Origin of the sequence: Mesorhizobium sp. M1C.F.Ca.ET.210.01.1.1 (genome assembly GCF_004791585.1) — a bacterium.
GTDB lineage: Bacteria > Pseudomonadota > Alphaproteobacteria > Rhizobiales > Rhizobiaceae > Mesorhizobium.
Genome location: NZ_SRUU01000037.1, coordinates 23,425 through 48,973, shown reverse-complemented (window position 1 = coordinate 48,973; position 25,549 = coordinate 23,425). Strand labels below are relative to the sequence as shown.

The following is a 25,549-nucleotide window of genomic DNA, read 5'->3' as shown; positions in this document are numbered from 1 at the left end:
CAGAAGCGAACCATCGACGACACCTGGCGACACATCGGACACCTCGTCGCCACCATAGAACCCGACGAATGCTCAAACTACTTCAACAACGCCGGATACGCTTCCGTCAAAACCTGAAGCGCTCTAGGCCGGCAGCGCCTCGGAAAACTCCACCGCCCTACCCTGGGCGGGCGTAACGATCTCGCCTTCCCACATGACGCGCGTGCCGCGCAGGATGGTGCCGACCGGCCAGCCGGTGACCTCTTTGCCGTCATAGGGCGTCCAGCCGGCCCTTGAACCGGCCTGCGCGTTGGTGATGGTCTCGCGGCGCTTGAGATCGACGACAGTGAAGTCGGCATCGTAGCCGGCAGCGATGCGGCCCTTTCTCGCCATGCCGAAGATGCGTTGCGGGCCATGGCTGGAGAGATCGACGAAACGCTGCAAGGTGAGCCGGCCGGCATTGACGTGGTCGAGCATGATCGGCACCAGCGTCTGCACGCCGGTCATGCCGGACGGCGAGGCGGGATAAGGCTTTGCCTTCTCGGCCAGCGTGTGCGGCGCGTGGTCGGAGCCGAGCACGTCGACGATGCCCTGCGAAATGCCGTGCCAGACGCCGTCGCGGTGGCGCGGAGCCCGCACCGGCGGGTTCATCTGGATCAGCGTACCGAGCCGCGCGTAGTCGTCGGCCGAGAGCGTCAGGTGGTGCGGCGTCGCCTCGCAGGTGGCGACATCCTTGTGCTGTTCGACGAAGAGTATCTCCTCGGCCGTCGAGATGTGCAACACATGGATGCGGGCGCGTGTCTGTCTCGCGATGCGCACCAGGCGCTCGGTGCAGCGAAGGGCTGCGATCTCGTCGCGCCAGACCGGATGGGATGAGGGATCGCCCTCGACGCGCAGCCCAAGCCGCTCGCGCAGGCGGAACTCGTCCTCCGAATGGAAAGCGGCGCGGCGCCGTGTGTTGCGCAGGATCGAGGCGACGCCTTCGTCGTCCTCGACCAGCAGATCACCAGTGGACGAGCCCATGAAAACCTTGATCCCGGCGGCGCCCGGCAGCCGCTCCAGATCGCCGACATCGCCGGCATTGTCGCGCGTGCCGCCGACCCAGAAGGCGAAATCGCAATGCATGCGGCCCGTGGCGCGCCGCACCTTGTCGGCAAGGGCCGCCTCGCTGGTGGTCAGCGGATTGGTGTTGGGCATTTCGAAGACGGCGGTGACGCCGCCCAGCACCGCCGCGCGCGAACCGGTCTCGAGATCTTCCTTGTGCTCCAGCCCCGGCTCGCGGAAATGCACCTGGCTGTCGACGACGCCCGGCAGGATGTGCAGGCCCTTGCAGTCGATCGTTTCGCCGGCGGAAGCCTGGCCGAGATCGCCTATCGCGGCGATGCGCCCGGCCTTCACGCCGACGTCGCACCTTCCCTCGCCGTCATGGTTGACAACCGTGCCACCTGTCAGGATGAGGTCGAAGGTGGTTGCCATGGACGGGTCCAATCTCTTGCGGGGGGAGTGTGGCCGGCTTACGTAATGACCGAACATTTTGCAAGATCAGGCCGCTCATGCCCTTTGCCCTGCTGAAAGACCGCGCGCTCATTTCCGTGTCTCGCCCGGACGCCGAGCATTTCCTGCAGAATATCCTCACCACCGATCTCGATACGCTCGACCCGGGCGAGGCAAAGCCCGGCGCGCTGCTTTCGCCGCAGGGCAAGATCCTGTTCGACTTCCTGGTCTCTCGCGCCGGCGACGATGGCTTCCGCCTCGAATGCCGGGCCGATATCGCCGACGATTTCGTGCGCCGGCTGATGCTCTACCGGCTAAGGGCGAAGGCCGATATCACCAAGCACGATCAGCCGCTTGTCACGATCATGTGGGGCGATGATTCAACCGCTTCACATTTTGATTCAATCGGGGCTGATTCAACATCCCTTGTCGACGCCCGTTTCCGCGACGTGGCGGTTAGGCGATTCTACGGCGGTTCGGCTGAGGACGGCGACCTCGATGCATGGCTGGGTTTGCGCATCGCCAACGGCATTGCCGAGAGCGGCAGCGACTACGCGCTCGGCGACGCTTTCCCGCATGACGTCTTGCTCGACGAGACCGGCGGCGTCGGCTTCAAGAAAGGCTGCTATGTCGGACAGGAAGTGGTCTCGCGCATGCAGCATCGCGGCACCGCGCGGCGCCGCGTGCTGATCGCATCGGCCGATAGTCCCCTGCCCGCTCCGGGCACCGAACTCACCGTCGCCGGCCGGCCCGTCGGTGCGCTCGGCTCGGTCAGCGGCGGGCGCGGCCTCGCCATCGCTCGCATCGACCGCGTCAAGGCGGCATCCGACGCGGGCGAAATGATCATGGCCGGCGACGTCCCGGTGACGCTCGCGATTCCCGCCTGGGCTAGATTCTCCTTCCCGCAGGATGCGGTCAGCGCGGAGGAGGCCTGATGGCGGCCGACCGCGCCGGGGCGCCGCCGCGCGCCTGGCAGCGCATGCTGTCGGGGCGCCGGCTCGACCTGCTCGACCCCTCGCCGCTCGATATCGAGATTGCCGACATCGCCCACGGGCTTGCCCGCGTCGCCCGCTGGAATGGCCAGACCAGCGGCGATCACGCTTTTTCGGTGGCGCAGCATTCGCTGCTGGTCGAGGCGCTGTACGGCGAGCTGGTGCCGGCGGCTTCGGCCGAGGCGCGGCTCGCCGCGCTGCTGCACGATGCGCCCGAATATGTCATCGGCGACATGATCTCGCCGTTCAAGTCGGTGATGGGCGGCTCCTACAAGGACTGCGAACTGCGGCTGCAGCGGGCCATCCATCTGCGTTTCTCGCTGCCGGCCGAGCTCGGCGCGACATTGCGCAGGGACATCAAGCGCGCCGACCAGATCGCCGCTTATTACGAAGCAACCCTGCTCGCCGGCTTCTCGACGCCGGAAGCGACCGAGTATTTTGGAAGGCCGCGCGGCTTTTCCGCCGACCGCTTCGACTTCACGCCGCGCTCGGTGACCTGGGCGCAGGCGGCGTTTCTCAAGCGTTTCACCGCGCTCGAAGCAAAGCGCCAGTCGTTTGTTGCCGCCAACTCCACTGCGTAAAAAGCGCTAACTGATGGCGATCTCGCCGAGCGCGCGCATCAACTGTTTTTGCGGTCGCAGGCAGACCGGCGGCGCGTTTTGGCGTAATCTGCTACTGACATGGCGCGCTTCGTCAATGAATAGGCAGGGCTCCGATCCTAGATTCCGGTCAAGCAAGATGAGAGGCAATCATGTTTGACCGACAGAAAAAGACAGCCCTCGTGACCGGCGCATCGTCCGGCATGGGCAAGGAAATCGCGAAGCGCCTAATCCGGGACGGATATCAGGTCTATGTCGCCGCGCGCCAGATGGAGAAAATGGAAGATCTGGCGGCGCTGGGGGCACGTCCGCTGCGCATGGATATTTCCAAAAGCGAAGAGATCGACGCGGCCGTCGCCAGAATCCTCGCCGAAGCCGACGGTGTCGATGTCCTCGTCAACAATGCGGGTTACGGACTCTATGGGCCGGTCGAGGATATCGGCATCGATGAGGCACGTTATCAGTTCGAGGTGAACGTTTTCGGCCCGGCCCGACTGACGCAGCTCCTGCTGCCGGCGATGCGCAGGAAGAAGGCGGGCACAATCGTCAACATCACCTCGATGGGCGGCAAGATCTATACGCTGCTCGGCGCCTGGTACCATGCGACAAAGCACGCGTTGGAGGGCTGGTCGGACAGCCTCCGGCTCGAACTCGCTCCCTTCGGGATCAAGGTCGTGGTCGTCGAGCCGGGCCACATCGAAACCGGATTTGGCGATGTCGTCGCGGACGGGCTCTCGAGGCGATCCGGAAGCGGCGCCTACGCGAAGGTAACGCAGATTGTCGCGAAGACGACCCGAGCGAGCTACGGCCACGGTCGCGGCAGCGATCCGCGCGTGATCGCGGATGTGGTTTCGACTGCCGTGGGGTCGGCCAAGCCGCGGACGCGCTACGCCGCCGGCAAATATGCGAAAATGATGATCGGCGTCAGGAAGTGGTTCGGCGACCGCATGTTCGATCGCCTCATCCTGAGCATGATGAGATGATCGGCGCAAACGCAGGCGGGGAAGCGCTTCAACGGGCCGTTCAAGGACAGCGAGGGAAACCTGCATGAGCGGGGTTCCGGGCGACAAATGCAAGGTGCCACGCGCATTCTGGCGTGCCGTGGAGGGCATCGGCCTGCCGCCGCCTGCCGTGTTGCGGCAGGCCCGGCTTCCCGCCGCCCTTCATATCAACGAACACGCCTTTGTCACGACCGTTCAGTATTTCGCTCTCTGGAAGGCTCTCGAAGAACTGTCCACGGAACCGGCTCCAGGTATAAAGCTGGTCCAAGCCGCCGACACCGCGATCCATCCACCGTCGACTCTCGCCGCCTTTCACGCGCGCGACTATCGCGACGGCATCGCCCGGGTCGCACGCTTCAAGCGACTCTGCACGCCTGAGCAGCTGAATGTCGCCGAGGCGAACGGCGAATGCACGATAAGCTCCGAATGGCTTTACGCCACCGAGCCGGCTCCCGCGATCGCCACCGATGTCGCCTTTGCCTTTCTCCTCGAACTGGGCCGGCGGGGGACGGGACGGCATCTTACCCCTCGCCGCGTCGAATTCGCGCGCGCCGATCCGAAGAGCGACGTGCACCGGGACTATTTCGGATGTCCGGTCCGCTACGGAGCACCGCGCGACCTGCTCGTCCTGAGGTCCGCCGACCTCGATCGGCCGTTTCCAGGTCACAACCCCGAGCTACTCGACATCCTCACGCCCGCCCTCGCGGCCGCGCTCGGTGAACTCAACGCGCAAAGCTCGACCAGCGAACAGGTCAAGGTCGTTCTCAAGAGAAGCCTGGCGAGCGGAAGGCCAGAGCTTTCCGGCGTCGCGCGCGAGCTTGGGATGAGCGAACGCACGCTGCAGCGGCGGATAACGGAAGACGGAACGAGCTTCCGCGAGCTTCTCGTCAACGCGCGACAGGAACTCGGCCGGCAGCTCTTGTCGGATCCTTCTGCCGATATCGACGAAGTGGCCTGCCTGCTCGGTTACCAGGACGCGAGTTCCTTCTATCGTGCTTTCCGCGAGTGGGAGGGCACGACCCCCAATCGTTGGCGGGAACTCAATTTCGATGGCTTCAAGCCGGCGGCTTCAGGCAGCTTCCTGCAATAGCCAAGGCTGGCCAGCGCCGTCTCGCAAGTCCGCTCGCAATCCTGAAATGCGTTACGCCATTGGCGTTCTCCGCAAGTTCGTTGGCGCCCGCCGTTACTGCGACGCACCCTTCCCAAGCGCTATCCAAATCCCGTCGAATGCTCACTGGCCTTCTTTCGAGGAGAACGATGCAAAGCGATTTCTGGATGTTCTTTCGGTCCTGGATGACCGCGCCGCTCCGTGTGGCGGCGATCGCGCCGTCCGGCAACGCGCTGGCGAGGATCATTACACAGGACATCACGTCCAGGACGGGACATGTGATCGAGTTGGGGCCTGGTACCGGCGTCTTCACGGCAAAACTGCTTGAGCGCGGCGTGCGGCCGGAAGATCTCACCTTGGTTGAATACGGCGCGAATTTTGCGCGGCATCTCGAGCTTCGCTTTCCGCAGTCGCGCGTGATTCGAATGGACGCCGCCCGCTTAGGCGATATCGAATTCAGAAATGACGCCGAGGTCGGAGCGGTGATCAGCGGGTTGCCATTGCTCAGCATGCCCGACCAGAAGGTGACGGCGATCCTCGACGGGGCGTTCGCGCATCTGCGGCCCGGAGGGGCATTTTTCCAATTCACCTATGGTCCACGGTGTCCGGTCGCGCGGCCGATCCTTGAAGAACTGGACCTCAGCGCAACGCACATAGGGCGCACGATGCTCAATGTCCCGCCTGCGGCGGTGTACCGTATTTCGCGGCGTGAGGCGTTGCGCCGATAGCAGGATCGCTGCGGCGATAAATCGAACCAAAGGATCGGCGTTGCCGGCCGCGTGAAGGCATTCGAGTCCAAACGGCAAGCTTTTCTTGCCACAAATTCCACAATGTAAAAGAACGCTAAATTAACCGCCGGCCGCGACAGTAACGTGTTCAGTCACGGTCAGCAGGCGCGCTCATGCCCGTCGCTCATGTCAAGGCTGGTTCGGCCGCAGGCAAGCGGAAAGCAATCGGTATTGGCCCCGCCCGGCGAATAGCGGAGGAACTGCGCGCGCAAAACGATCGCTTTTCGGCCGCCGTCGAGAACATGTCGCATGGCCTGTGCATGTTCGACGCCGAAGAGCGGATGATCATCTGCAACCGGAATTACATCGACCTCTTCCGTCTCGACGCCAAGGTGATGAAACCCGGCATCCGCTTCTTCGACATCCTGCAGCACAGTGTCGACATCGGCATCGCCTCGCAAACCGCCGAGCAGCTCTATGCCGTCCGCAAGCCCTATATCGACGGCGCGAAGCCCTCGACCTATGAGGAGACGCTGGCGGACGGGCGCATCATCGTCATCTCGCACCGGCCGCTTTCTTCCGGCGGCTGGGTGTCGATCTACGAGGACGTGACGGAGCAGCGGCGCGCCGAAGGCGAATTGAAGGAACAGCACCGCCGCTTCGACGCCGCTTTGGCCAACATGTCGCAAGGGCTGCTGATGTACGACGCCGACGGCAAGATGATCGTACGCAACCAGCGTTTTCTGGAGCTCTACAAGGTCGCCGAGGCGGACTTCCCGTTTGGAACGACGCATCGCGACGCGCTCGAACGGTTGCTGGACCTCGGCATCTACACCAAGATCGACGTCGACAGCGAAGTCGCCAAGACCGAAGCCGCCCGTCGGGCGGGCATGATGCATTCGGCTTATCGATATCTTTCCGACGGCAGGACGTTTCTCGTTGTGCGCCAGCCAATGCGCGGCGGTGGCTGGGTGGTGACCTTCGACGATGTCACCGAACGGCGCCGCACCGAGGAGCGCATGACGCATCTTGCGCATCACGACACGCTGACCAACCTGCCCAACCGCTCGATGTTCCGCGAGCGGCTCGACCAGGCGCTGAGCGAGGCCAAGGCCGCGCCGCTGGCGATCCTCTCGCTCGACCTCGACCGCTTCAAGGCCGTCAACGACACCTTCGGGCACCCGGCCGGCGACTGGCTGCTGAAATGCGTGGCCGAGCGCTTGCAGCGCTGCCTGCGCGGCGAAAAGGACGTGGTGGCCCGCTTCGGCGGCGACGAATTCGCCATCATCCAGTCCAATGTCAAAGGCGCGGCCGACGCCGAAAGGCTGGCCAAGCGCATTATCGAGGTGATCGGCAGGCCCTATCGCGACAAGAGCCGTGAGATGCATATCGGGGTGAGTCTCGGCATCGCCCTCTATCCCGATGACGGGCAGGATGCCGACACGCTTTTGACCAGCGCCGACATGGCGCTCTACCGGGGCAAGAGCGAAGGGCGGAACGTCTACCGCTTCTTCGAGCCCGGCATGGACGCCATGGTGCGTGAACGACGCGCACTTGAGGTCGATCTCGAGGCGGCGCTGCCCAAACGCGAGTTCGAGCTGGACTATCAGCCGATCCTCGACATCGCTTCCGGCGACATCGTCGGCGCCGAAGCGCTGATGCGCTGGCGCTCGCCGTCGCGCGGGCGGGTATCGCCGGAGGATTTCATCGCGGCGGCCGAGGAGACAGGCCTGATCGTGCAGCTCGGCGACTGGGCGCTGCGCAAGGCCTGTGGCGTGGCGGCGGGCTGGCCGCAGGAGATGCGCATGGCGGTCAATGTCTCGGCAGCCCAGATCAAGAGCGGCGGCTTCGCCCGCAGCGTGATCTCGGCGCTAGCATTTTCCGGCCTGCCGGCCAGCCGGCTGGAGCTCGAAATCACCGAAACGGTGATGATGGATGAGAGCGATACGGTGCTGAGGACGCTCAGCCAGTTGCGCGAGCTCGGCATTCGCATCGCGCTCGACGATTTCGGCACCGGCTATTCCTCGCTCGGCTATCTGCGGCGCTTCCCGGTCGACAAGATCAAGATCGACCGTTCCTTCATCCGCGACCTCGACAGGCGCGACACGGCGGCGATCGTGCGCACGGTGATCGGGCTTGGGATCGAACTCGGCATCACCGTCACCGCCGAAGGCGTCGAGACGGAAGCGCAGCTCGATATGCTGCGCAAGGCCGGCTGCGGCGAGGCGCAAGGCTACCTGATCGGCGTGCCGGCCAAGGCATCCGATATGGGCCGACTGCTGAAAACGACCGCCGCCGTCAGGCAATCCGGTTAGGCTCAGCAGGGGTATCGCCGCTATTTGGGGGCAGCCAACCTGGGTGTGATAGATGTGCGGCCATAAAACTGGCAACCGCTTCGACCTTTGCGGGGCGCGAACGCGCCGATGGCGTGACGAAGTACAGCGCGCCCCTTGGCAAAGTCCAGTCGGTCAGGACCGCCTCCAGGCGCCCGTCGACAAGGTATTCGCTGGCAATGAATTCCGGCAGCTCGGCGATCGCGGTTCCGGCCAGCACGGTCGGAACAAGGGCGTCGGAATTGGTAACCCGCAACGGCCCCGACGGTGTGACAACCTCTTCATCACCAGCGGCATTGCTGAAACGCCAGACGTCCTGCCGTGGCCGATAGGCATAGCCAAGGCAGTGATGCGCGTCGAGGTCACGCGGCCTGCCCGGCCGGCCATTCCTAGCGAGATAGGACGGCGCCGCAACGATGAAGGGAGCGATGCCGCACAGGCGCCGGGCCACCAGCGAGGAATCCGGCAACACGGCAATCCGCAGGGCGGCATCGAACCCCTCACCGATCAGATCGACGACCGCGTCGCTCAGATGCTTATCGATCGACACGTCAGGATAGAGCTTGAAGAAATCTGGAAGCAACGGCGCCACCCACCGCAGCCCGAACGACATTGGAACGGCCAGACGTACAAGCCCGCGCGGGCTGGCGGACAGTTCTCGCGCCGCGTTCTCGGCATCCTCCGCATCGCGGTAGAGGCGCGACGCGCGCTCGGCGAGACGCTGACCAAAATCAGTGAGGGCCAGGCGCCGCGACGTCCGATTAAAAAGCCGCGCGCCAAGCCGCTCCTCCAGTCGGCTGACCCCACGTGACACCGTCGCCACCGACAGGCCGAGCACACGTGCGGCGGCGGCGAAGGATCGCTCTTCAGCGACCTTGGCGAACATGGCCAAACCTTCGAAATCCGGCACTTTTGACATCGTCAATCCTGCAATGGTTGTTTGCAAATATTGCTATTTTGAAGGGAGACGCCTGTCCATATGTCTCTGTCGCCCACAACAGGAGTGACGAAAATGACAAGGAAACTCGAAGGAAAGATCGCCTTGGTGACTGGTGCCAGCAGCGGCATCGGCCTCGGCATCGCCAAACGCTTCGCCGCCGAGGGCGCGCATGTCTATATTACCGGACGACGCAAGGCCGAGATCGACAGAGCCGTCGCTGCAATCGGGAAGAACGCCACCGGCATTCAGGCCGACTCGACCAGTTTTGCCGATCTCGACCGCCTCTATGCCCAGGTGAAAGCGGAAAGCGGCCGCATCGATGTGCTCTCGGTCAATGCGGGCGGTGGTTCCATGTTGCCGCTTGGCCAGATAGCCGAACAGCACTTTGACGAAACGTTCGACCGCAACGTCAAGGCCGTCTTGTTCACGGTGCAGAAAGCGCTCGCATTGTTGACCGACGGTGCCTCGGTGATCCTGACCGGTTCAACCGCCGGCTCCACCGGCACGGCGGCGTTCAGCGTCTACGGCGCTTCAAAAGCGGCGCTGCGTAATTTTGCCCGCAGCTGGATCATCGACCTGAAGGAGCGACAGATCCGTGTCAACATCCTTAGCCCCGGTCCAACCCGTACAACGGGCCTCGCTGAGCTTGCCGGACCCGAAGCCGAACACCAGAAGGGTTTGCTTGATTTCCTTGCTGCCCAAGTACCGATGGGCCGGCTTGGCGATCCCGACGAGATCGGCAAGGCGGCAGTGTTCCTGGCGTCGGACGATTCAAGCTTCGTCACAGGCGCCGAGCTGTTCGTCGACGGCGGCATTGCTCAGGTCTAACCATCGCACCGGTCGCCTCCTCAAGCGGAGGCGGCCGATGTGCCGACCGCGCACCGTCAGCGCAGCGTCTCGATGTATTTCTCGTGGAAGCTCACATAGCCGGGCTCGACGACCTTGAGATGGCGCTCGATCAGTCGATGGAACGCCGGCAACTGATGGAACGGCACGCCAGGATAGGCGTGGTGCTCGGCATGGTAGGGCATGTTCCAGGCGAGCTTGCGCACCAGCCAGTTGGTCAGCGTCGTCCTGGAGTTTTCCAGCATGTTGGCGACGAAAGGGCAGCGGCCGTGCTCGGCCAGCAGATAGAGCCTGAGGAACGGCTGCCCGAGCAGCGCCGGCACGATCCAGACATAAAGCAGCACGCTTGCCTTGAACCAGAGAGCGAGCGCCAGGACCACGGCATAGAAGGCGATCATCGCCCGCGCCTCGGCCTGGACTTTCGGCAGGCCTTTCGGCGGCACATAGCTGTCCCGGCAGCGGCCAATCGCATTGGTGTAGAGCGTCTTGAAGTGACCCCACCAGACCGGCAGGCCCGAGACATGGACGATGTATTGCCGCAAGGTCTCGGGCTTCGGGAAAGCCAGTTCCGGATCGTTCTCCGGATCCTGGGTGAAGCGGTGATGGGCGAAATGAAAATAACGGAACCAGTCGGCGGGCAGCGCAATCGCCAGGCTGCAGAGCCGCGCGACGGCGTCGTTCAGCCACTGCGTTTCGAAAGCCGTCCTGTGCACGGTCTCATGCAGGAGAGTGAACAGGAACACGATCAATATGCCCTGGGGCAGCATCAGAACCGGCCAGAACGGCACCTTGGCCGCAATCAGCGCGCCGAGAACGATGATGGCGCCGAGGTGGAAGGCCAACTGGATAAGGCCCGGCCCATCCGACTTGCCGGTCAGCCGGCCCCGCTCCTCATTGCCCAGCGAGGCGATGACGTCGCGGTGGCCCAGGGGTTCGGTGCGATCGATTGCGTTCATGGGATCAAAGCTACTCCGGCAAGAAACCTTTCGAAAAACGAGGATTTCTGTAAAATAGATAAGCGCAACTTATCTTTCGGGCTGCCATGGTCGCACTTCCCTCCCTGCGTGGACTTCAGGCCTTCGAGGCCGCGGCTCGCACCGGCAGCTTCGCCGCGGCCGCGGAGGAGCTGTCGGTCTCGGCGGCGGCCGTCAGCCAGCTCATCCGCACCGTGGAGGAGCAGATGGGCCGCAAGCTGTTCCACCGCGTCAACCGGCGGGTCGTGCTCACAGAGGCCGGCGTGGAAATGCTCCCCAGGCTCACCATGGCCTTCCAGGAGATCGGCAGCGTCGCGCGCGGCGGCGACGCGTTCCGGCCGAGGCTCGTCATCTCGGTGCCGCCATCGATGGCGATGGGCTGGCTCTCCGAGCGCCTCGCCGGCTTTGTCGCGAGCCACGGCGCCGCGGACATCTCGCTCAGAGGCGACGACGACCCGGTGCCGTTCGACCATGAGCTGATCGACATCCGGCTTTCCTACGGCCCGCATTATCGCGAGCACCCGACCGAGGAGATCGTCCGGGACGCCGTCTATCCCGTCTGCGCGCCGGGCCTCGCCGGCGCGATCAGGTCCGAAGACCTTGCCGGCCTGCCGCTGATCCATACCGACTGGGGACCGACCGGCGCCTCCTTTCCGTCCTGGCGCAACTGGTTCGAGGCGGCGGGCGCCGAGCCGGGGCGGGCCGGACGGCGCGGCCTCTCCGCCAACTCGTCGCGGGCAGCACTCGACCTCGCCATATCGGGACTGGGCGTGGCGCTCGCCCAAGGCATCTATTGCGCCCAGGCGCTGGAAGACGGCAGGCTGGTGCGGCCCCTCGCCCGGGCGCTGGACCTGCGCCAGCCCTATTGCCTGACGATCCCCGAGCGCAGCGCAAGGCGGGATGTGGTGGCGACGTTTCGCGAATGGCTGATCGAGGAATGCGTGCGCGCGGTCAAATCGCCGGCGCTGATCGCCCGGTCATCCCAAGGCTAGCGACGGAAGCAGCCGTTCACAGATGCCCCGCCAGCGCCTCGACCATGTCCTTGCTGGTGGCAACGGGAACGATCTCGAATTCCACCAGGTCGGCCCATTCTATGACCCAGCGCTGCAGCAGCGTGACGTCATCGGCCTCGACCAGCATGAAGCAGCGGCTCATGTCGCCGGCGATCCAGCTGTGGTGCACGACAAGCTCGTCGGGCTTCAGCCGGCCCCGGTCGCGAAAGCGGCGGTAGATATCCTTGCGGTCGCTGCCGGCAAAATCCTCAATCACGAAAAACAGCATCCTAGCCCCCAAAAACGGTTATCGGCCCGGCCGCTCCAGGCGTTCCAGGAACCATTGCGTCAGCCGCACCCAGACCTCGTCCTTCTCGCCGGAATCCTCCCAGCCATGGTCGAGATTGGGGTTGTCGTTGACCTCGATGACGAAAACGCCATCCTTGGTCTCCTTGAGGTCGACGCCATAGAGCCCGTCGCCGATGCAGCTTGCCGCCTTGACCGCGGTTTCGACGACATGCGGCGGCGTCGCCTTCAGCGTGAAGGTCTTGATGCCGCCCTGGTCAGGCTTGCCGTTGGCCTTGTGGTTGACGATCTGCCAGTGTTTTTTGGCCATCAGGTAATGGACTGCGAACAGCGGCTGGCCGCCGAGCACGCCGACGCGCCAGTCATATTCGGTCGGGATGAATTTCTGCGCGATGAGGAGATCGGAATCCTCCAGCCACTCGGTCGCGAGCTTGGTCAACTCGGCGAGGTTCTCGCATTTCTTGACGCCGCGCGAGAAGGATGAGTCCGGGATCTTCAGCACCAGCGGGAAGCCCAGCGTCTGCGCCGCGACCTCGAAATCGGAGGTGCCGGCAATCATCACCGTCGGCGGCACCGGCACCTTGTTGTAGGTCATCAGTTCGTTGAGATAGACCTTGTTGGTGCAGCGGATCATCGACAGCGGGTCGTCGATCACCGGCATGCCTTCCTGCTGGGCGCGGCGGGCGAAGCGGTAGGTGTGGTTCGAGATCGACGTCGTCTCGCGGATGAACAGCGCGTCGTAGTTGGCAAGCTTGGCCAAGTCCTTCCTGGTGATCGGCTCGACCTCGACGCCCATCTTCTCGGCGATCCTCGCCCAGTAGCGCAGCGAGGAGATCTCCGACGGCGGCAATTCCTCATGCGGATCGACCAGCGTCGCGAATGTATAGCGCGCAGGGGTGCGGCCCTTGGTGTCGCGCCATTCGCGGTTGGTGTAGGTCTCCAGGCACTGCAGGAAGGAGGCTTCTTCCTCGTCGGTCATGCGGGCGAGCGGCAGGAAGCCGATCTTGCGGATCGAGGCCCATTCAGCGCTGTCCTTGATGTGGACCTCCAGCGCCGGCGCGCGGAACCAGTCGAACAGAAGCTTGGTGAAGCGGTCCCACACTTTCGACGGCCCGATGCCGAAGAAGACGGCGACTTTCGACGGAAAGGTGCCGCCGAGATCCTTGCGGCATTTGTTGAGCGCGAGCTCGAGCTCGGGCAGCGCGTGCTCATAAAGCTTGCGCTCCGAGAGATCGATCATGGTTTCGACGGTCGGGATCACCTTGTGGCCGCGCGATCCGGCGAGCAGCGAGGCGTAGTAGCCGCGGCTCTGGTAGCCGTAATTGTTCGACAGGTTGATGACCTTCGGCCGCTGGCCGCGAAACAGCGCCGGATGCGCGAGATAGTCGCGATTGGTGATGATCTTGTGCGGCGTAGCCACCTGGTCGAGATCGTTCTGCCTGCCTGTGAGGATGACCCAGGTCATTGTTTCAGCGTTTTCCCAGAGTGATGGCGGCGCGCAACCCGTCGCGGCCGAACTGCGCCATGTTCATGAAGATGCCGTAGGGCACGGGGATGTTGGCGGCGTCGAGGATGGTTTCCTGCCTTTCGTCCTCGACCCAGGGGTCATGGATCAGGATGTGGTCGCCGTCGTCGCCGATGGCAAGCACCCAATGCGGCACCTTCTTGCCGAACATCAGGAAGCCGCTGATCAGCACCAGCACTAGCTTGCCCTCGGCAAGGGCGGTGCGGATGTCGTCGATGCCGAACGGATGGTAATTCACCGGGATGCCGTAAAGTTCCGCGCGGCGGCGAAAGTCGACCTGGGCGAGCTCCATCACCCGGCGCTTGTCCTCGCTGCGCACCGACTGCAGGAACAACGCGCCGTGGAAGGACACGAAGATCTCGGCCGCAAGCCCGCTTTCATAGCCGGCAACCGCCAGGCCGAAAGGCTCGCACCCGCCCGGCCCCGACATCATGAACACGGTGGTCGCCTCGCGCCACAGGCGTATCTCCATGACCGGATCCGGCACGAAGCCGTGGTCGAAATTGGCCATCGCCATCATCAGGCAGCACGGGCCGCAGGTGAATTCGCAGGTCTGCTGGTAGAACGGCACCCTGGTAGCGGTCGGGACATCGCCGCGCAGCGTCTTTTCATAGCGCAGCGCGGTGGCGCCGTCCTCGTAATAGTCGGGCTCGCGGCCGATCTTTCGGTAGCCAGCCTGCTCGTAGATGCGGATGGCGCGCTGGTTGTCCTCGCGCACCTCGAGCCGCAGCATCATGCGGTCGTGCTCATACGCCGCTTCCTCGGCCGCGGCGAGCAGCTGGCGGCCGATGCCGAGGTTGCCGAAAAAGGGACCGACGGCGATGGAATAGAGCCGGGCCACGCCGCTGCCCTTGCGAAACAGCACCACCGCGTAGCCGGCGACACGGCCGTCATTCTCGGCCACCAGCATCTCGGCGGTCTCGCGTTCGATGAACTGGCGGAAGGAACGGCGGGAAAGCCTATCGCCCGAAAAGACAGCCTTCTCGATGGCGGCGAGGTCATCGACGTCTGACGCGCGGGCCTTGCGGATCTCGGCAGGCATGCGGGCTTGAGAGAACCTCGATTGGATTTACGGAAAACGGCCCCGGTCACAAAGCAAACACCGGCCGAAGCGCCGGTATTCATCAAGCGCTATCGCTCCTTGATTTGGGCTGAATTGTGACAGGTTCCGCGGCGGCAAGGAAGCGCGAAGTATTTGAACAAGATCGCTGTTTGGAATGGCTGCCGGCTGCAAAAAACGCAGCCGGTTTCAGCTCGAGATGCCGGCGAGAAGCTGGCCATAGGCGATTTTCGCGACCGCCGACAGGCGCTCGGGCGGCAGCGAGCCGACGACGGCGCAGCCATAACCCTTGTCCAGCCAATAGACCGCCTCGGGCCCGTCCGCCTCAGCCGTATAGGTTCCCTTGGTGGTCTGCGACGATTCGGCGGTGACGAAGAGCGAGATGCGTTCGCCCTTGGCATCCTCGTAAAGCAGCATCGCCGCCTTGCCCTGGTCGCCAGCGGGCAGCAGCCGCCCGCCGACGAGCTCGAAGCCCTCGGCCGCGAGATCGGGCGCCACCAGCTTCAGCCCTACGCGGTTGGACAGCCAGGTCTGCAGATGGTCCTTGTCGCTTGCCGGCACCTCGACCGCATGACGCTTCTCGGCGGCGTAGATGACATGGGCGGCGATCGCCTGCTCGGCGAGCTGGTCGTCGCTGCCGTCGCTTCGGCCGATGCCGTCGATGCCGGCGACATAGCCACCGATGCCGCCGACCATCAGCACGGCGGCGGCCGCTGCCGAGAGCCACCAGCGCGAACGCCAGGCAGGCGCCCGCGCCGGCGCTTCGCCAAACACCGCCTGCCTCAGCCTTGCCGGCACGGGTTCGTCCAGCACGCCGGCCAAGGCAGCGCGAAGCGCCGCGCGGTCTGCGATATAGCGGGCGCTCTTTGCCTTCATCTCGGGGTTGGCTTCAAGCCAGGCGTCATAGGCCATGCGCTCCTCGCCCGGCAGCTCGCCATCGAGGGCCATGTGGATATCGCGTTCGGAGAAATCGCGCCGGGTCATCGTTCGACGATCCTTATCGAGCGGCGGCGCGAGGAGTCGTCCAGCAGGCCGCGCAGTTCCTCGCGGCCGCGCGCGATGCGCGACATCAGCGTGCCGGCCGGCACGCCCAGGATGTTGGCGGCCTCGGCATAGGAAAAGCCTTCGATGGCGACCATGACCAGCGCCGCGCGGCGATCAGGACTGATCGCCTGCAAGGCATCCATGATCTCGCGCGAGGCGACAGTCTCGACCTGATCGGCGGGCGCGGACTGGGCTTCGCCGGCCTCGAGCGGCAGCATCGCCGCTTCACCGCGCCGGTTCACCTTGCGCATCTGGTCGATGAACAAATGATGCATGATCGTAAACAGCCACCTCCTGGGGCTTTCTCCAGTCTGCCAGTTGTCGAGCCGCACAAGCGCGCGCTCCAGGCAGTCCTGGACGAGATCGTCGGCGGAATCGCGGTCGCGCAGCAGCGAGCGCGCATAGCGGCGCAAACGCGGTATCTCGCTCAGGATCGCTGCCTTCTTTTCGTCCATGACCGCTTTTTTCGAGGTCGTCTTCCATTTCGATTGAACGCGCCTTCCCGGCGCGGCGCAAGCAGCTAGAGCGAAGCGGCCAACCCGCTCCGGTACCCAAGCACCTTAACAACGCCGGCGAATGCCGGTTTATTCCCGGTTAGCCAGTTGTTCCTGCTGGTTTTCGACCTTTTCCCTGGCGGCCCTTGTCAGCAGCCGCTGATAGAACAGGCCGATGCCGATCAGCACGGCGCCGAGGCCGATGAACGACAACGCGCGCAGCACGCCTTCCAGCTCCGACATGTCGAAGAGGAAGACCTTCAGCACAGCGACCGCGATCAGCACGGCCGAGGCGACGCGCAGCACCTGCGACCTCAGCCAGACGCCGGCGGTGAGCAGCGCCACGCCGATGACCAGCCAGAGCGCCGAGTAGGTGTAGGTCTCGAGCTGGCCGAGCCCGCTCCACAGGCCGATGAACTCGCCCTTGAACAGGCGCCGCACCGACAGCGTCGCATAGGCGAAGGCGAGCAGCGCGGCCATCAGCGCCAGCATTGCCGCATACCATCTCGGACGCTTGTCGCGGACATAGAGCGCCAGCGCGCCGGCTGCGACGGCGGGCAGCAGGTAGGCGAGGAACAGCAGGTTGAAGAACGGAATCGTGCCGGTCGATTCGTCCGTCGCCAGCGGATTGAGCACCACGAAATGCTGGACGACGATCAAGGCCGCGGAGACCACGCCGGCGGCCATCGAGCCATAGCGCAGCACCGAGCTCGGCGAGCGCATGTCGATGGCGACGAGGATCGCGCCGGCGCCGAGCGCGATCAGCGTGTAGATCGCCTGCTCGGCAAGCGTGACCGTACCGGTGTCGATGACGCCGCCATGCATGGCATGGCGCACCAGCATCGCAATGGTGAGCAGCGCGAACAAGGCTGACGCCGCCTCCAGGGCAAGCCGCGGCCTTCCGTTGGTGGTGCGCGCGAGCTGCCAGGCGGCAAAGCCGAAGGCGAGCGCCGGCACGCCATAGCCAAGCAGCAGCCAGTTGAAGACTGGCGTTTTCGACAGCGCCGCCGCGCCGACGATGGTCGGGTCGAAGGCGACACGGCCGAGCACGGCGACCGCCGCACCGACCGCTATCCAGCCCAGCACCGGATAGGAACGCCAGCGTGTCGCCAGCGCCGGCACGACGGCGGCGGCGCCGAGCAGCACCGTCGTCCAGCCGGAGCCGAAGGCCATGTGCAGCATCAGCAACCCGGCGACGCCGGCGCCCGCGAGCGCGAAGGAGACAGCCGGGCCGCCGCCGCGAGGTGGCTCTTCGCTGCCAGCGATCCACTCGCCGCCGGCGGCAAAGACCAGCACCAGGAGCAGCCCCGGCAGCGCGTAGCCGAGATCGCGATCAATATCGCCGAAGGTGAACCACAGCGCCGTAAGCACCACCAGTGGTGCAATCACACCCCACGCCGCCCATGAGGCGGAGCGAACCGGCGCGGAAGCCGCAAAGCGGCGCGCGGCCCAGAAGCCGGCTGCGATGAAGACAAGGGCGAGCGCAATGCCGAGGCGGAAGGTCAGCGTGTCGGATGTCGCCAATGGCTCGGCGCCCAGGCCGACATCCAGCGCATCGGCGCCGATCGTGGCGGGCGGGATGATGCCGAGATAGATCAGCACCGTCGCCAGGCCGGCGGCGAAGACCAACGGCAGAGCACGCGGCCGGTAGAGCGCCACCGCCACAAGTGCTGAAAGCAGCACCGCACCGTGCAAGGCATCGCCCGCCTTGGCGAAGACCGGATCGACCGACAGCCCGAGCGCGGTCAACGCAACGAAGAAGCCGGGCGCGATCGAGGGCCAGTCGAAACTGGGCTCAGCTTCATCACGCCGACTGAGCCAGACGAAGGCGAGCACGGCAAGCTTAGCCAGGCTGATGAACATCACCGAGGCAAGGTTCACCTCGGGCGTGTCGGTCATGTAAAGGATGGTCCATATGCCGGTGCCCAAGAAAGCCGCCGCGACAAGCGCCTTCCAGTCGCGGATGCGGGCGATGGCCGCCGTGGCGGCGAGCACGACCGCCAGATAGACGAACAAGGCCCAGGGGTTGGGGGCTTCAGAGGCTACGAGCGCCGGCGTCGCCATGGCGCCGACGAGGCCGATGCCGGCCAGCGCCAGGCCGTGGACCAGCGAGGCGGCGATAGTCGCGATGCCGATTGCGCCGAGCAGCGTGAAGGCGAGCGCCGGGCCGATGAAGCCATAGATGCCGTGCGCAGCGTAAACGGTGCCGAACAGGATGAAGGCGCCGGCCGCCGTCAGGATCGACGGGATATAGGCGCTGGCCGCACCCTGCACCGGCACCCTGAAGCCGGTGCGGCGGATGAACTCGGCGCCGGCGATCAGCACCAGGCCGAGGATGCCAGCCATGGTAAGGCGCACGCCGGGGCCGAAAATGCCGGCCTCGATCGTGTAGCGGATCAGGAACAGGCCGCCCAGCGCCAGCGCGATGCCGCCGACCCACACCGCCCAGCGTGTGCCGAGCGCGGTCTCGACATCGGTCTGGCGTGCCGCCGCCGCAGGCGCTGCGGCCTCGGCCGGCGCGGCAGGTTGCGCCACTTCTGCCGGCGCCACAGGTTCGGCCGAAGTCCCCTCTCCCGCTTCGGCCGGCGCCTCGATCTTGGGAACGCCGAGCGTCGCGGCTGCCGCTTCAGCCGCTATGGCTTCGCTCGCCTGCGGGGCGGCAATGGTCGCCGCCGCGACCAGATCTTCGTCCGTGGCCCCGTCCGTGACCTGGCCCGCCTTGGGCGCTGGCTGAGGGATTGCCGACAGCACCAGGCTGCGCAACGCGCCGAGCTCTCGTTCGATCAAACCGATGCGGCTCTGCTGGCGCGAGATGATGACAAACAGCGCGATAATGGCGGCGAGGCCGATCAGGTTTTCAAACATGGCGGTTCCCCTCAAAACCGTACCAATCGTGCCCAACAAATGCGGCAATGAGACGGCTATTGAAATCAGCACCTTGCCAGCATGCAAGATCGAGCATGTTTTGGCCCTGATTGCCAGTAACCGCAGGCCTTATCCAACGGCAACACGTCTAACGGCCGGGATTAGGACGGCGAAGCCACCTGCCGCCCGCCGCGAAATACTCGTGCTATTCTCGGGCAGTCGGGGGAATTGCGACGAGGATGACCGATGCCGCAACGAAGCGCGGGCCTGCTGATCTACAGGCGAACCGCCGGTGTGTTCGAGTTCCTGCTGGTCCATCCCGGCGGACCGTTCTGGGCGAGGAAGGACGAGGGGTCGTGGTCGATCCCGAAGGGGCTGGTCGACGAGAGCGAGGATGAGCTCCAGGCTGCCCGGCGCGAGGCCGAGGAAGAACTCGGCGTCGCCATCGACGGGGACTTCCAGCCTATCGGCAGCTACAAGCAGCCGGGCGGCAAGATCGTCATCGCCTGGAGCGTCGAAGCGGACATCGACGCGGACGCCGTCAGAAGCAACATGTTCACCATGGAATGGCCGCCAAGATCGGGAACCATGAAGGAATTCCCCGAAGTCGACAAAGCCGGCTGGTTTTCACTTCCCGAAGCCGGGCTCAAGATCCTGCAAGGCCAGCGCGCCATCCTCGACGATTTTCTGGCGCGGCGGAGGGCCGATTAACGCTCGCCCTACGCGCCGGCGATCGCCTTCGCCGCTGCCTGGTGCCGGCGCAGCGCGGCGAGAAAGCCGGCGCGGGCGTCGGGTGGCTCGAGGCCGCGCGGCTCGTAGACGTGGCGGGTGAAGAAGAAGCCGGTCAGCCGGAAGGCGTCCTCGAGCGCCGCCGCATCGGCGCGCAGGCCGGAGCCGCGCTGCAGGAAGGCCGGCAGCGCCAGCATCTTGTCGCGCCAGGGCTCGCCGGCCGCGCGCGAAACCGCGCGGCCCGATTTCGGCGAGACATAGGCAAGGTCCTGCCTCGAACCAGTCGCCGCGCATTGGCTGAGATCGAGGCCGAAGCCGAGCTCGTCCAGGATGAGCAGCTCGAAGCGTGCCACCAGCTCGCCCGCGGCATCGGCATCATCGAGATGGGAGATCATCACGGCAAGAGCCTCGTAGAGGCCGCCATGGGCATCGCGCTCGGGCAGAAGCCTGAGATGTGCCGCCATGGTCTGCAGGCCGTAGACGGCGACCGCGCTGTCCACCAGCCGGGCGGCGTTCATCTCGATCGCTTCGGCCTGGAAGATGCCGAGATGCTCATCGAGGCGGGCCCGCCACAGGAGATCGACGCGGTTGCCGGGCTGCAGCACAGGCTGCTGCTTGCGCGAACGGCCGCCGCGCACGAGACCGAGATGCCGGCCATGGGCGCGCGTCATCACCTCGAGGATGGCGCTGGTTTCGCCATGCCTGCGGGTACCGAGAATGATTCCCTCGTCGCGCCATTCCATGGCCAGAGCTTTTCACCTGTTGCCAAGCGAAATCAAGATTTGGCCCGACGTGAGCAGAGAGAATGCTGCCAACAGCAAATATCGTAAGCGCCCTCTTCCGCAAACGATTGCGGCTCGCAACCGGGCGCCGCGATCTCGACCTAGACCTTCAGCCTTCCTCTCCGCTCCAGACGCGGCGCAGCAGACGCAGCAGCGTGGCGCGCTCCTTCTTCGTCAGGTCGAGAAGCACCCTCTCCTCATGCCTCAGCGCCTGCTGGCGCCATTTCGGCATGGCTTTTCGCGCCTCGGCCGTCAGGAACAGGATCTGCACCCGCTTGTCTTCTGCATGAGCGCGGCGCTCGATCAGCCCGCGCTTCTCCAGTTCCGCAATCAGCGGCGCCATGTTGGCGCTTTTGATGCCCAGCAAACGGCAAAGTTCGGCCGAACTGATGCCGGGATTCTCGTCGACCGTCGCCAGCATCGCGAAGGTCGTCGGGCGCAGCGGCACCTCGGCGAACTCGACCTCGAAATCATTGAGCATGACGACCGAGGCGCGACGCAGATTGTAACCGACCAATGTGTTGAGCGCGCCGCTCCCGGCTGCGGATTTTTCCCGAATCTCAATCTTTTCCATGCCTTACCGTTTCGCTGCAACGATGCCCCCTGTCAAGAAAAAAGACTATGACAGATAGCAATCATATGCTATGTGACATAGCAATAACGCTATTTGACATAGCGAATGGGCGCGATGGCAGGGAGGAGCCGGCGGTGCTGCATCCAGTCGACTTCCTGCGAGTTGAGGACGGGCGGTGCCCGGCCGCAGCCACTCGCGCTTTGGCAACGAACGCATTCACGAAATCGCTCCGGATGAACGGGACGGCCAGCACAGGGAAATACCCCACATGACTTCTGCCACCGAGACTGTCGCCTTCGACGTGGAAAGCGGTATCGCCTGGGTACGCTTCAATCGGCCGGAAAAGCGCAATTGCATGAGCCCGGCTCTCAATCGCCGGATGATGGAGGTTCTGGACGAACTGGAATTCCGCGACGACGTCGGCGTTCTCGTGCTTTCGGGCGAAGGAAGCGCCTGGTCGGCCGGAATGGACCTCAAGGAATATTTCCGCGAGACCGAAGCCCAGGGCTTTGGCGCGGTACGCCGGGCCCAGGCCGACGCCTATGGCTGGTGGCGGCGCCTGCGCTGGTACCAGAAGCCGACCATCGCAATGGTCAATGGCTGGTGTTTCGGCGGCGGCTATGGTCCGCTCTTTGCCTGCGATCTTGCCTTCGCCGCCGACGAGGCCCAGTTCGCCCTTTCGGAGATCAATTGGGGCATCCTGCCCGGCGGCGGCGCGACCAAGGTGGTCGTCGAGCTGCTCTCGATGCGCGACGCCATGTACCATGCGCTGACCGGCGAACTGATCGACGGCAAGAAGGCGGCGGCATGGAAGCTCGTCAATGAGAGCCTGCCCGCGGCAGACCTGAAGGCGCGCGTGAGCGCGGTGGCAAAAATGCTGCTGAACAAGAATCCGGTCGCGCTCAAGGCGACGAAGGACGCCATACGTCGCGTTGCCGAGATGACTTACGACAATGCCGAGGACTATCTCGTGCGGGCGCAGGAAGCGGCGAATTTCCACGACAACAACGGCCGCAAGGAAGGCATCCGGCAGTTCATCGACGAGAAGAGCTACAAGCCGGGGCTCGGCGCCTACGACAGGAGCCAGGCGCCCAAGCAGGACTGACCGGCACTGGGGAGGAGATGCCGATGCCACACTGGATGACCCCGGACCCGGTGGCGCTTTACGCCCGGTCGCAGCCCGATCGCGTTGCCTGCGTCGATCTCGCGACGGACCGCCGCTGGACCTATGCGGAGCTGGACGCGGCGATCCAGCGCGCCGTCACGGTCCTCACCGACGGATACGGCCTGAGGGCGGGGCAGCGGGCCGCAACGATCGCGCGCAACAGCGCGGACCTGCTGATCCTGCAACAGGCCACGATGCGGATCGGCGCAATCTTCGTACCGGTCAACTGGCGGCTCTCACCGGCCGAGCAGCAGGCCATCCTCGCCGATGGCGAGCCAGCCCTGCTTGTCCGGGACGAAGCAGCGCCACGGTCGGTGCCGCGGCAAGGTTGCGCTGCCGTCGAGGTTGGCGCCTTTGTCACCGACGTCGCTGCGGCACCGCCAGCACCTCGTCGCGCCTTGCCGTCGGGCGATGCGCCGTCGATCATCCTCTACACATCCGGCACATCGGGACGCCCAAAAGGGGTCATCCTCACCGAGCGCAATGCCTTGGCGACAGCGATCAATTTCGGCGTGCTGGGGCGGGTCGGCAATCGCAGCGTCTTTCTCTGCGATTCGCCGATGTTCCACGTGATCGGGCTGCTCACCAGCCTGCGGCCGCCCTTGCTGCAAGGGGCGACGGTGCTGATTTCCTCCGGTTTCGATGCCGGCGCGACGAACCGGCGCCTCGCCGACCCCGCCCTCGGCGTGACGCACTATTTCTGCGTGCCGCAAATGGCAAAAATGCTGCGGGAACAAGCGGATTTCGCCCCCTCCCGCTGGACATCGCTCACCGCCATCTTCACCGGCGGCGCGCCTAATCCTGCCGCCAACATTCGCTGGTGGCTCGAACAAGGCATCGCGATGGTGGACGGCTACGGCATGACGGAAGCAGGCACGGTTCTCGGCATGCCGATCGACCCGCAGGTGATCGCCGGGAAGGCCGGAGCGGCAGGCCTAGCGGCACCGCTGCTGTCGATACGCCTCGTCGGCGCGGACGAGCGCGACGTGGCGCCGGGCGAGCCGGGTGAACTCTGGATCGCGGGTCCGAACGTCACCCCCCGCTACTGGAACCGCGCGGACGAGACGGCGAACGCCTTCAGCGCCGATGGCTGGTTTCGCACCGGCGACATCGGCCGGATGGACGAGGATGGTTTCGTGACCCTCATCGACCGCCGCAAGGACATGTTCATTTCGGGTGGCGAAAATGTCTACCCGGCCGAAGCCGAGGCAGCCCTGCTCGATCATCCCGACATTGCCGAGGTTGCGGTGATCGGCGTGGCCGACGCGCAGTGGGGTGAAGTTGGCCGCGCCTATGTGGTGATGAAGCCGGGCCGTATCCTCGATGCGGCGGCGCTCGCCAGCCACTGCGCCGCGCGTATCGCCCGCTACAAGGTGCCAAAGACCTTCTGTCCGCTGGAGGCCTTGCCCCGCACGGCCTCCGGCAAGATCCAGAAACATGTGCTGCGGGCGCGGGAAGCAGCAGGGCCGGATTCCTTGCGCGTGCAGCAGGCCAGTTCCGAATGCCAGCAAGGGAGGATCAACGAGTGAACATCCAACAAAGGGAGAGCTTCATCGACGAGGCGCGGTGGACTGGCAAGGCATTTCTGGGCGGCTGGCGCGAGACGGCCGGCGGCCTCGCCGAGGTGCGCGATCCCGCCACCAACACGCTGGTGGCCTCGATCGGCATCGGCGGCGCGGTCGATATCGCGAGGGCGGCGGCCGAGGCTCGTCGCGCGCAGCCGACATGGGCAGCGACCCCGCCCGCCGAGCGCGCCGCCATATTGAACAAGGCGGCCGACATCTTGGACCACCATGGCGAAGAGCTCATCGGCTGGATCATTCGCGAATCCGGCTCCATCCGGCCCAAGGCGCAGATCGAGATCGAGCACAGCTGCGGCTTCATCCGCCATGCCGCGGCTGCCGCCATCGAGCCGAACGGCATCGTGCTCGCCACCATGGATCCCGGGCGCCAGAACTATGCGCGGCGGGTGCCGCACGGCGTCGTCGGCATTATCTCGCCCTTCAACTTTCCGCTTGTCCTGTCTGTCCGCGCGATCGTCGCCGCCCTGGCGACGGGGAACGCCGTCGTGCACAAGCCGGATCCGCGCACGCCGATTTCCGGCGGCATCATCATCGCGCGCCTCTTGGAGGAAGCAGGCCTGCCCGCGGGGGTTTTCCATGTCGTCCCCGGCGGCATTGAAGCCGGCGAGGCCCTCTGCACGGACGCCAACATCGCCATGGTCTCGTTCACCGGGTCGGCATCGGCCGGAAGCCGGGTCGGCGAACTCGCCGGCAAGCATCTGAAGAAGGTCCAGCTGGAGCTCGGCGGCAAGAATGCCCTCATCATTCTCGACGATGCCGATCTCGACGTCGCCGCGTCCAACGCTGCCTGGGGCGCCTTCCTGCATCAGGGGCAGATCTGCATGTCGACCGGTCTCGTCCTGGTCGACGAAAAGCGCGCCGATGCGATCGCTTCGCGGCTCGCCGCCAAGGCCGGGCACCTGGTTGCCGGCGATCCTTCGACCGGCCAGGTGGCGCTCGGACCGATCATCTCCGATGCCCAGGTCGAGAAGATCCAGAGCATCGTCGACGATGCCGTCGCCAAGGGCGCCAGTCTGCTCGCCGGAGGCAAGGCGAACGGCCGCTTCTATCCGGCAACGGTTCTATCCGGCGTCAAGCCTGGGATGCGTGCCTTCGAGGAGGAGATCTTCGGGCCAGTGGCCTGCATTGCCGCATTCAGCGACGAAGAGGCGGCGATCGCGCTTGCCAACAGCTCCGAATATGGCCTGGCCGCGGGTGTCATTTCCGCCTCCGTCGACCGCGCCAGGTCGGTCGGCGAAAGGCTGGAGGTCGGCCATCTGCACATCAACGACCAGACCGTCAATGCGGGGCCGCATGCGCCCTTCGGCGGCCGGCGGCGCTCGGGCAATGGCAGCCGCGTCTCGGGACCGGCGATCTGGGAGGAATTCACCCAGTGGGTCTGGGTCTCCGTGAAGGAACAGGCAACGCCCTATCCGTTCTGACCGTCAAGAAAGGTC

At 65.0% G+C, this 25,549-nt stretch carries 23 protein-coding genes and 1 pseudogene; 13 read left to right on the top strand and 11 right to left on the bottom strand.

The features are described from left to right. A pseudogene (locus tag EN853_RS28910) lies at positions 1–117 on the top strand (IS630 family transposase); the annotation flags it as partial. Positions 118–123: 6 nt separating this feature from the next. Here EN853_RS28910 and EN853_RS28905 read toward each other — a convergent pair. Then, positions 124–1,455: a dihydroorotase gene (locus tag EN853_RS28905; protein ID WP_127862413.1), complete on the bottom strand. Its 1,332-nt coding sequence runs from the start codon at positions 1,453–1,455 to the stop codon at positions 124–126. Positions 1,456–1,532: 77 nt separating this feature from the next. Between EN853_RS28905 and EN853_RS28900 the strand changes: the two genes are divergently transcribed. The 6 genes from EN853_RS28900 to EN853_RS28875 all read left to right on the top strand — a co-directional run bounded on the left by EN853_RS28900 (position 1,533) and on the right by EN853_RS28875 (position 8,216). Beyond that, positions 1,533–2,408 carry a folate-binding protein YgfZ gene (locus EN853_RS28900; protein WP_127862414.1) on the top strand — a complete coding sequence of 292 codons (876 nt, stop codon included), beginning with the start codon at positions 1,533–1,535 and terminating at the stop codon, positions 2,406–2,408. Beyond that, complete coding sequence (locus EN853_RS28895) at positions 2,408–3,046, top strand: HD family hydrolase (RefSeq protein ID WP_127862415.1); 639 nt, start codon at positions 2,408–2,410, stop codon at positions 3,044–3,046. Before EN853_RS28900 ends, EN853_RS28895 begins: the two co-directional genes overlap by 1 nt. A 170-nt stretch (positions 3,047–3,216) precedes the next feature. Next, positions 3,217–4,047, top strand: coding sequence for an oxidoreductase (locus EN853_RS28890; RefSeq protein ID WP_127862416.1), 831 nt, complete (start codon positions 3,217–3,219; stop codon positions 4,045–4,047). A 64-nt stretch (positions 4,048–4,111) separates the two neighbouring features. After that, positions 4,112–5,155 (top strand): AraC family transcriptional regulator, encoded by a 1,044-nt coding sequence (locus tag EN853_RS28885; protein ID WP_127862417.1) that lies wholly within the window; start codon positions 4,112–4,114, stop codon positions 5,153–5,155. Positions 5,156–5,322: 167 nt separating this feature from the next. Beyond that, the gene (locus EN853_RS28880) at positions 5,323–5,901 is read left to right on the top strand and encodes a methyltransferase domain-containing protein (RefSeq protein ID WP_127862418.1); all 579 of its coding nucleotides are present in this window, start codon (positions 5,323–5,325) and stop codon (positions 5,899–5,901) included. A gap of 173 nt (positions 5,902–6,074) precedes the next feature. Then, entirely contained in the window at positions 6,075–8,216 is a 2,142-nt protein-coding gene (locus tag EN853_RS28875; protein WP_127862419.1) for an EAL domain-containing protein, read from the top strand. Here the strand turns inward: EN853_RS28875 and EN853_RS28870 are convergent. After that, entirely contained in the window at positions 8,200–9,153 is a 954-nt protein-coding gene (locus EN853_RS28870) for a LysR family transcriptional regulator (RefSeq protein ID WP_127862420.1), read from the bottom strand. The genes EN853_RS28875 and EN853_RS28870 overlap by 17 nt on opposite strands. A 93-nt stretch (positions 9,154–9,246) precedes the next feature. On the opposite strand from EN853_RS28870, the gene EN853_RS28865 reads away from it, so the two are divergent. Beyond that, a complete protein-coding gene (locus EN853_RS28865) occupies positions 9,247–10,002 on the top strand; it encodes an SDR family oxidoreductase (protein WP_127862421.1) in 756 nt (251 codons plus the stop codon). Positions 10,003–10,058: 56 nt separating this feature from the next. Here the strand turns inward: EN853_RS28865 and EN853_RS28860 are convergent, their stop codons facing one another. After that, positions 10,059–10,949, bottom strand: a complete 891-nt coding sequence (locus EN853_RS28860; RefSeq protein ID WP_127862454.1) for a fatty acid desaturase family protein — start codon at positions 10,947–10,949, stop codon at positions 10,059–10,061. A 113-nt stretch (positions 10,950–11,062) separates the two neighbouring features. On the opposite strand from EN853_RS28860, the gene EN853_RS28855 reads away from it, so the two are divergent. Beyond that, on the top strand, positions 11,063–11,986 hold the full coding sequence (locus EN853_RS28855; protein WP_127862422.1) for a LysR substrate-binding domain-containing protein: 924 nt from the start codon (positions 11,063–11,065) through the stop codon (positions 11,984–11,986). A 16-nt stretch (positions 11,987–12,002) separates the two neighbouring features. Here the strand turns inward: EN853_RS28855 and EN853_RS28850 are convergent, their stop codons facing one another. The 6 genes from EN853_RS28850 to EN853_RS28825 form a co-directional block, all read right to left on the bottom strand. Beyond that, positions 12,003–12,275, bottom strand: coding sequence for a DUF3303 family protein (locus tag EN853_RS28850; protein WP_127862423.1), 273 nt, complete (start codon positions 12,273–12,275; stop codon positions 12,003–12,005). 18 nt (positions 12,276–12,293) lie between these two features. After that, positions 12,294–13,757: a RimK family protein gene (locus EN853_RS28845; RefSeq protein WP_127862424.1), complete on the bottom strand. Its 1,464-nt coding sequence runs from the start codon at positions 13,755–13,757 to the stop codon at positions 12,294–12,296. A gap of 4 nt (positions 13,758–13,761) precedes the next feature. Further along, positions 13,762–14,859 (bottom strand): peptidase C39 family protein, encoded by a 1,098-nt coding sequence (locus tag EN853_RS28840; RefSeq protein WP_127862425.1) that lies wholly within the window; start codon positions 14,857–14,859, stop codon positions 13,762–13,764. Positions 14,860–15,066: 207 nt separating this feature from the next. After that, the gene (locus tag EN853_RS28835) at positions 15,067–15,861 is read right to left on the bottom strand and encodes an anti-sigma factor (RefSeq protein ID WP_127862426.1); all 795 of its coding nucleotides are present in this window, start codon (positions 15,859–15,861) and stop codon (positions 15,067–15,069) included. Then, positions 15,858–16,376 carry an RNA polymerase sigma factor gene (locus tag EN853_RS28830; protein ID WP_127862427.1) on the bottom strand — a complete coding sequence of 173 codons (519 nt, stop codon included), beginning with the start codon at positions 16,374–16,376 and terminating at the stop codon, positions 15,858–15,860. The genes EN853_RS28835 and EN853_RS28830 overlap by 4 nt, the downstream gene beginning before the upstream one ends. Positions 16,377–16,505: 129 nt before the next feature. Further along, positions 16,506–19,280, bottom strand: a complete 2,775-nt coding sequence (locus EN853_RS28825) for a DUF2339 domain-containing protein (protein WP_127862428.1) — start codon at positions 19,278–19,280, stop codon at positions 16,506–16,508. Positions 19,281–19,526: 246 nt separating this feature from the next. Between EN853_RS28825 and EN853_RS28820 the strand changes: the two genes are divergently transcribed. Beyond that, positions 19,527–19,991 (top strand): NUDIX domain-containing protein, encoded by a 465-nt coding sequence (locus tag EN853_RS28820; protein ID WP_127862429.1) that lies wholly within the window; start codon positions 19,527–19,529, stop codon positions 19,989–19,991. 8 nt (positions 19,992–19,999) lie between these two features. Here the strand turns inward: EN853_RS28820 and recO are convergent, their stop codons facing one another. Further along, a complete protein-coding gene (recO, locus tag EN853_RS28815; protein ID WP_127862430.1) occupies positions 20,000–20,752 on the bottom strand; it encodes a DNA repair protein RecO in 753 nt (250 codons plus the stop codon). Between the two features lie 148 nt (positions 20,753–20,900). Next, positions 20,901–21,365, bottom strand: a complete 465-nt coding sequence (locus EN853_RS28810) for a MarR family transcriptional regulator (protein WP_127862431.1) — start codon at positions 21,363–21,365, stop codon at positions 20,901–20,903. 268 nt (positions 21,366–21,633) lie between these two features. On the opposite strand from EN853_RS28810, the gene EN853_RS28805 reads away from it, so the two are divergent. Genes EN853_RS28805 through EN853_RS28795 form a run of 3 tightly spaced genes read left to right on the top strand, consistent with a single transcriptional unit; the run spans position 21,634 to position 25,534 of the window. After that, positions 21,634–22,470 (top strand): p-hydroxycinnamoyl CoA hydratase/lyase, encoded by an 837-nt coding sequence (locus EN853_RS28805; RefSeq protein WP_127862432.1) that lies wholly within the window; start codon positions 21,634–21,636, stop codon positions 22,468–22,470. Positions 22,471–22,487: 17 nt separating this feature from the next. After that, positions 22,488–24,059 carry an AMP-binding protein gene (locus EN853_RS28800; protein WP_127862433.1) on the top strand — a complete coding sequence of 524 codons (1,572 nt, stop codon included), beginning with the start codon at positions 22,488–22,490 and terminating at the stop codon, positions 24,057–24,059. After that, a complete protein-coding gene (locus EN853_RS28795; RefSeq protein WP_210234819.1) occupies positions 24,056–25,534 on the top strand; it encodes a benzaldehyde dehydrogenase in 1,479 nt (492 codons plus the stop codon). The genes EN853_RS28800 and EN853_RS28795 overlap by 4 nt, the downstream gene beginning before the upstream one ends. Positions 25,535–25,549 lie beyond the last annotated feature (15 nt).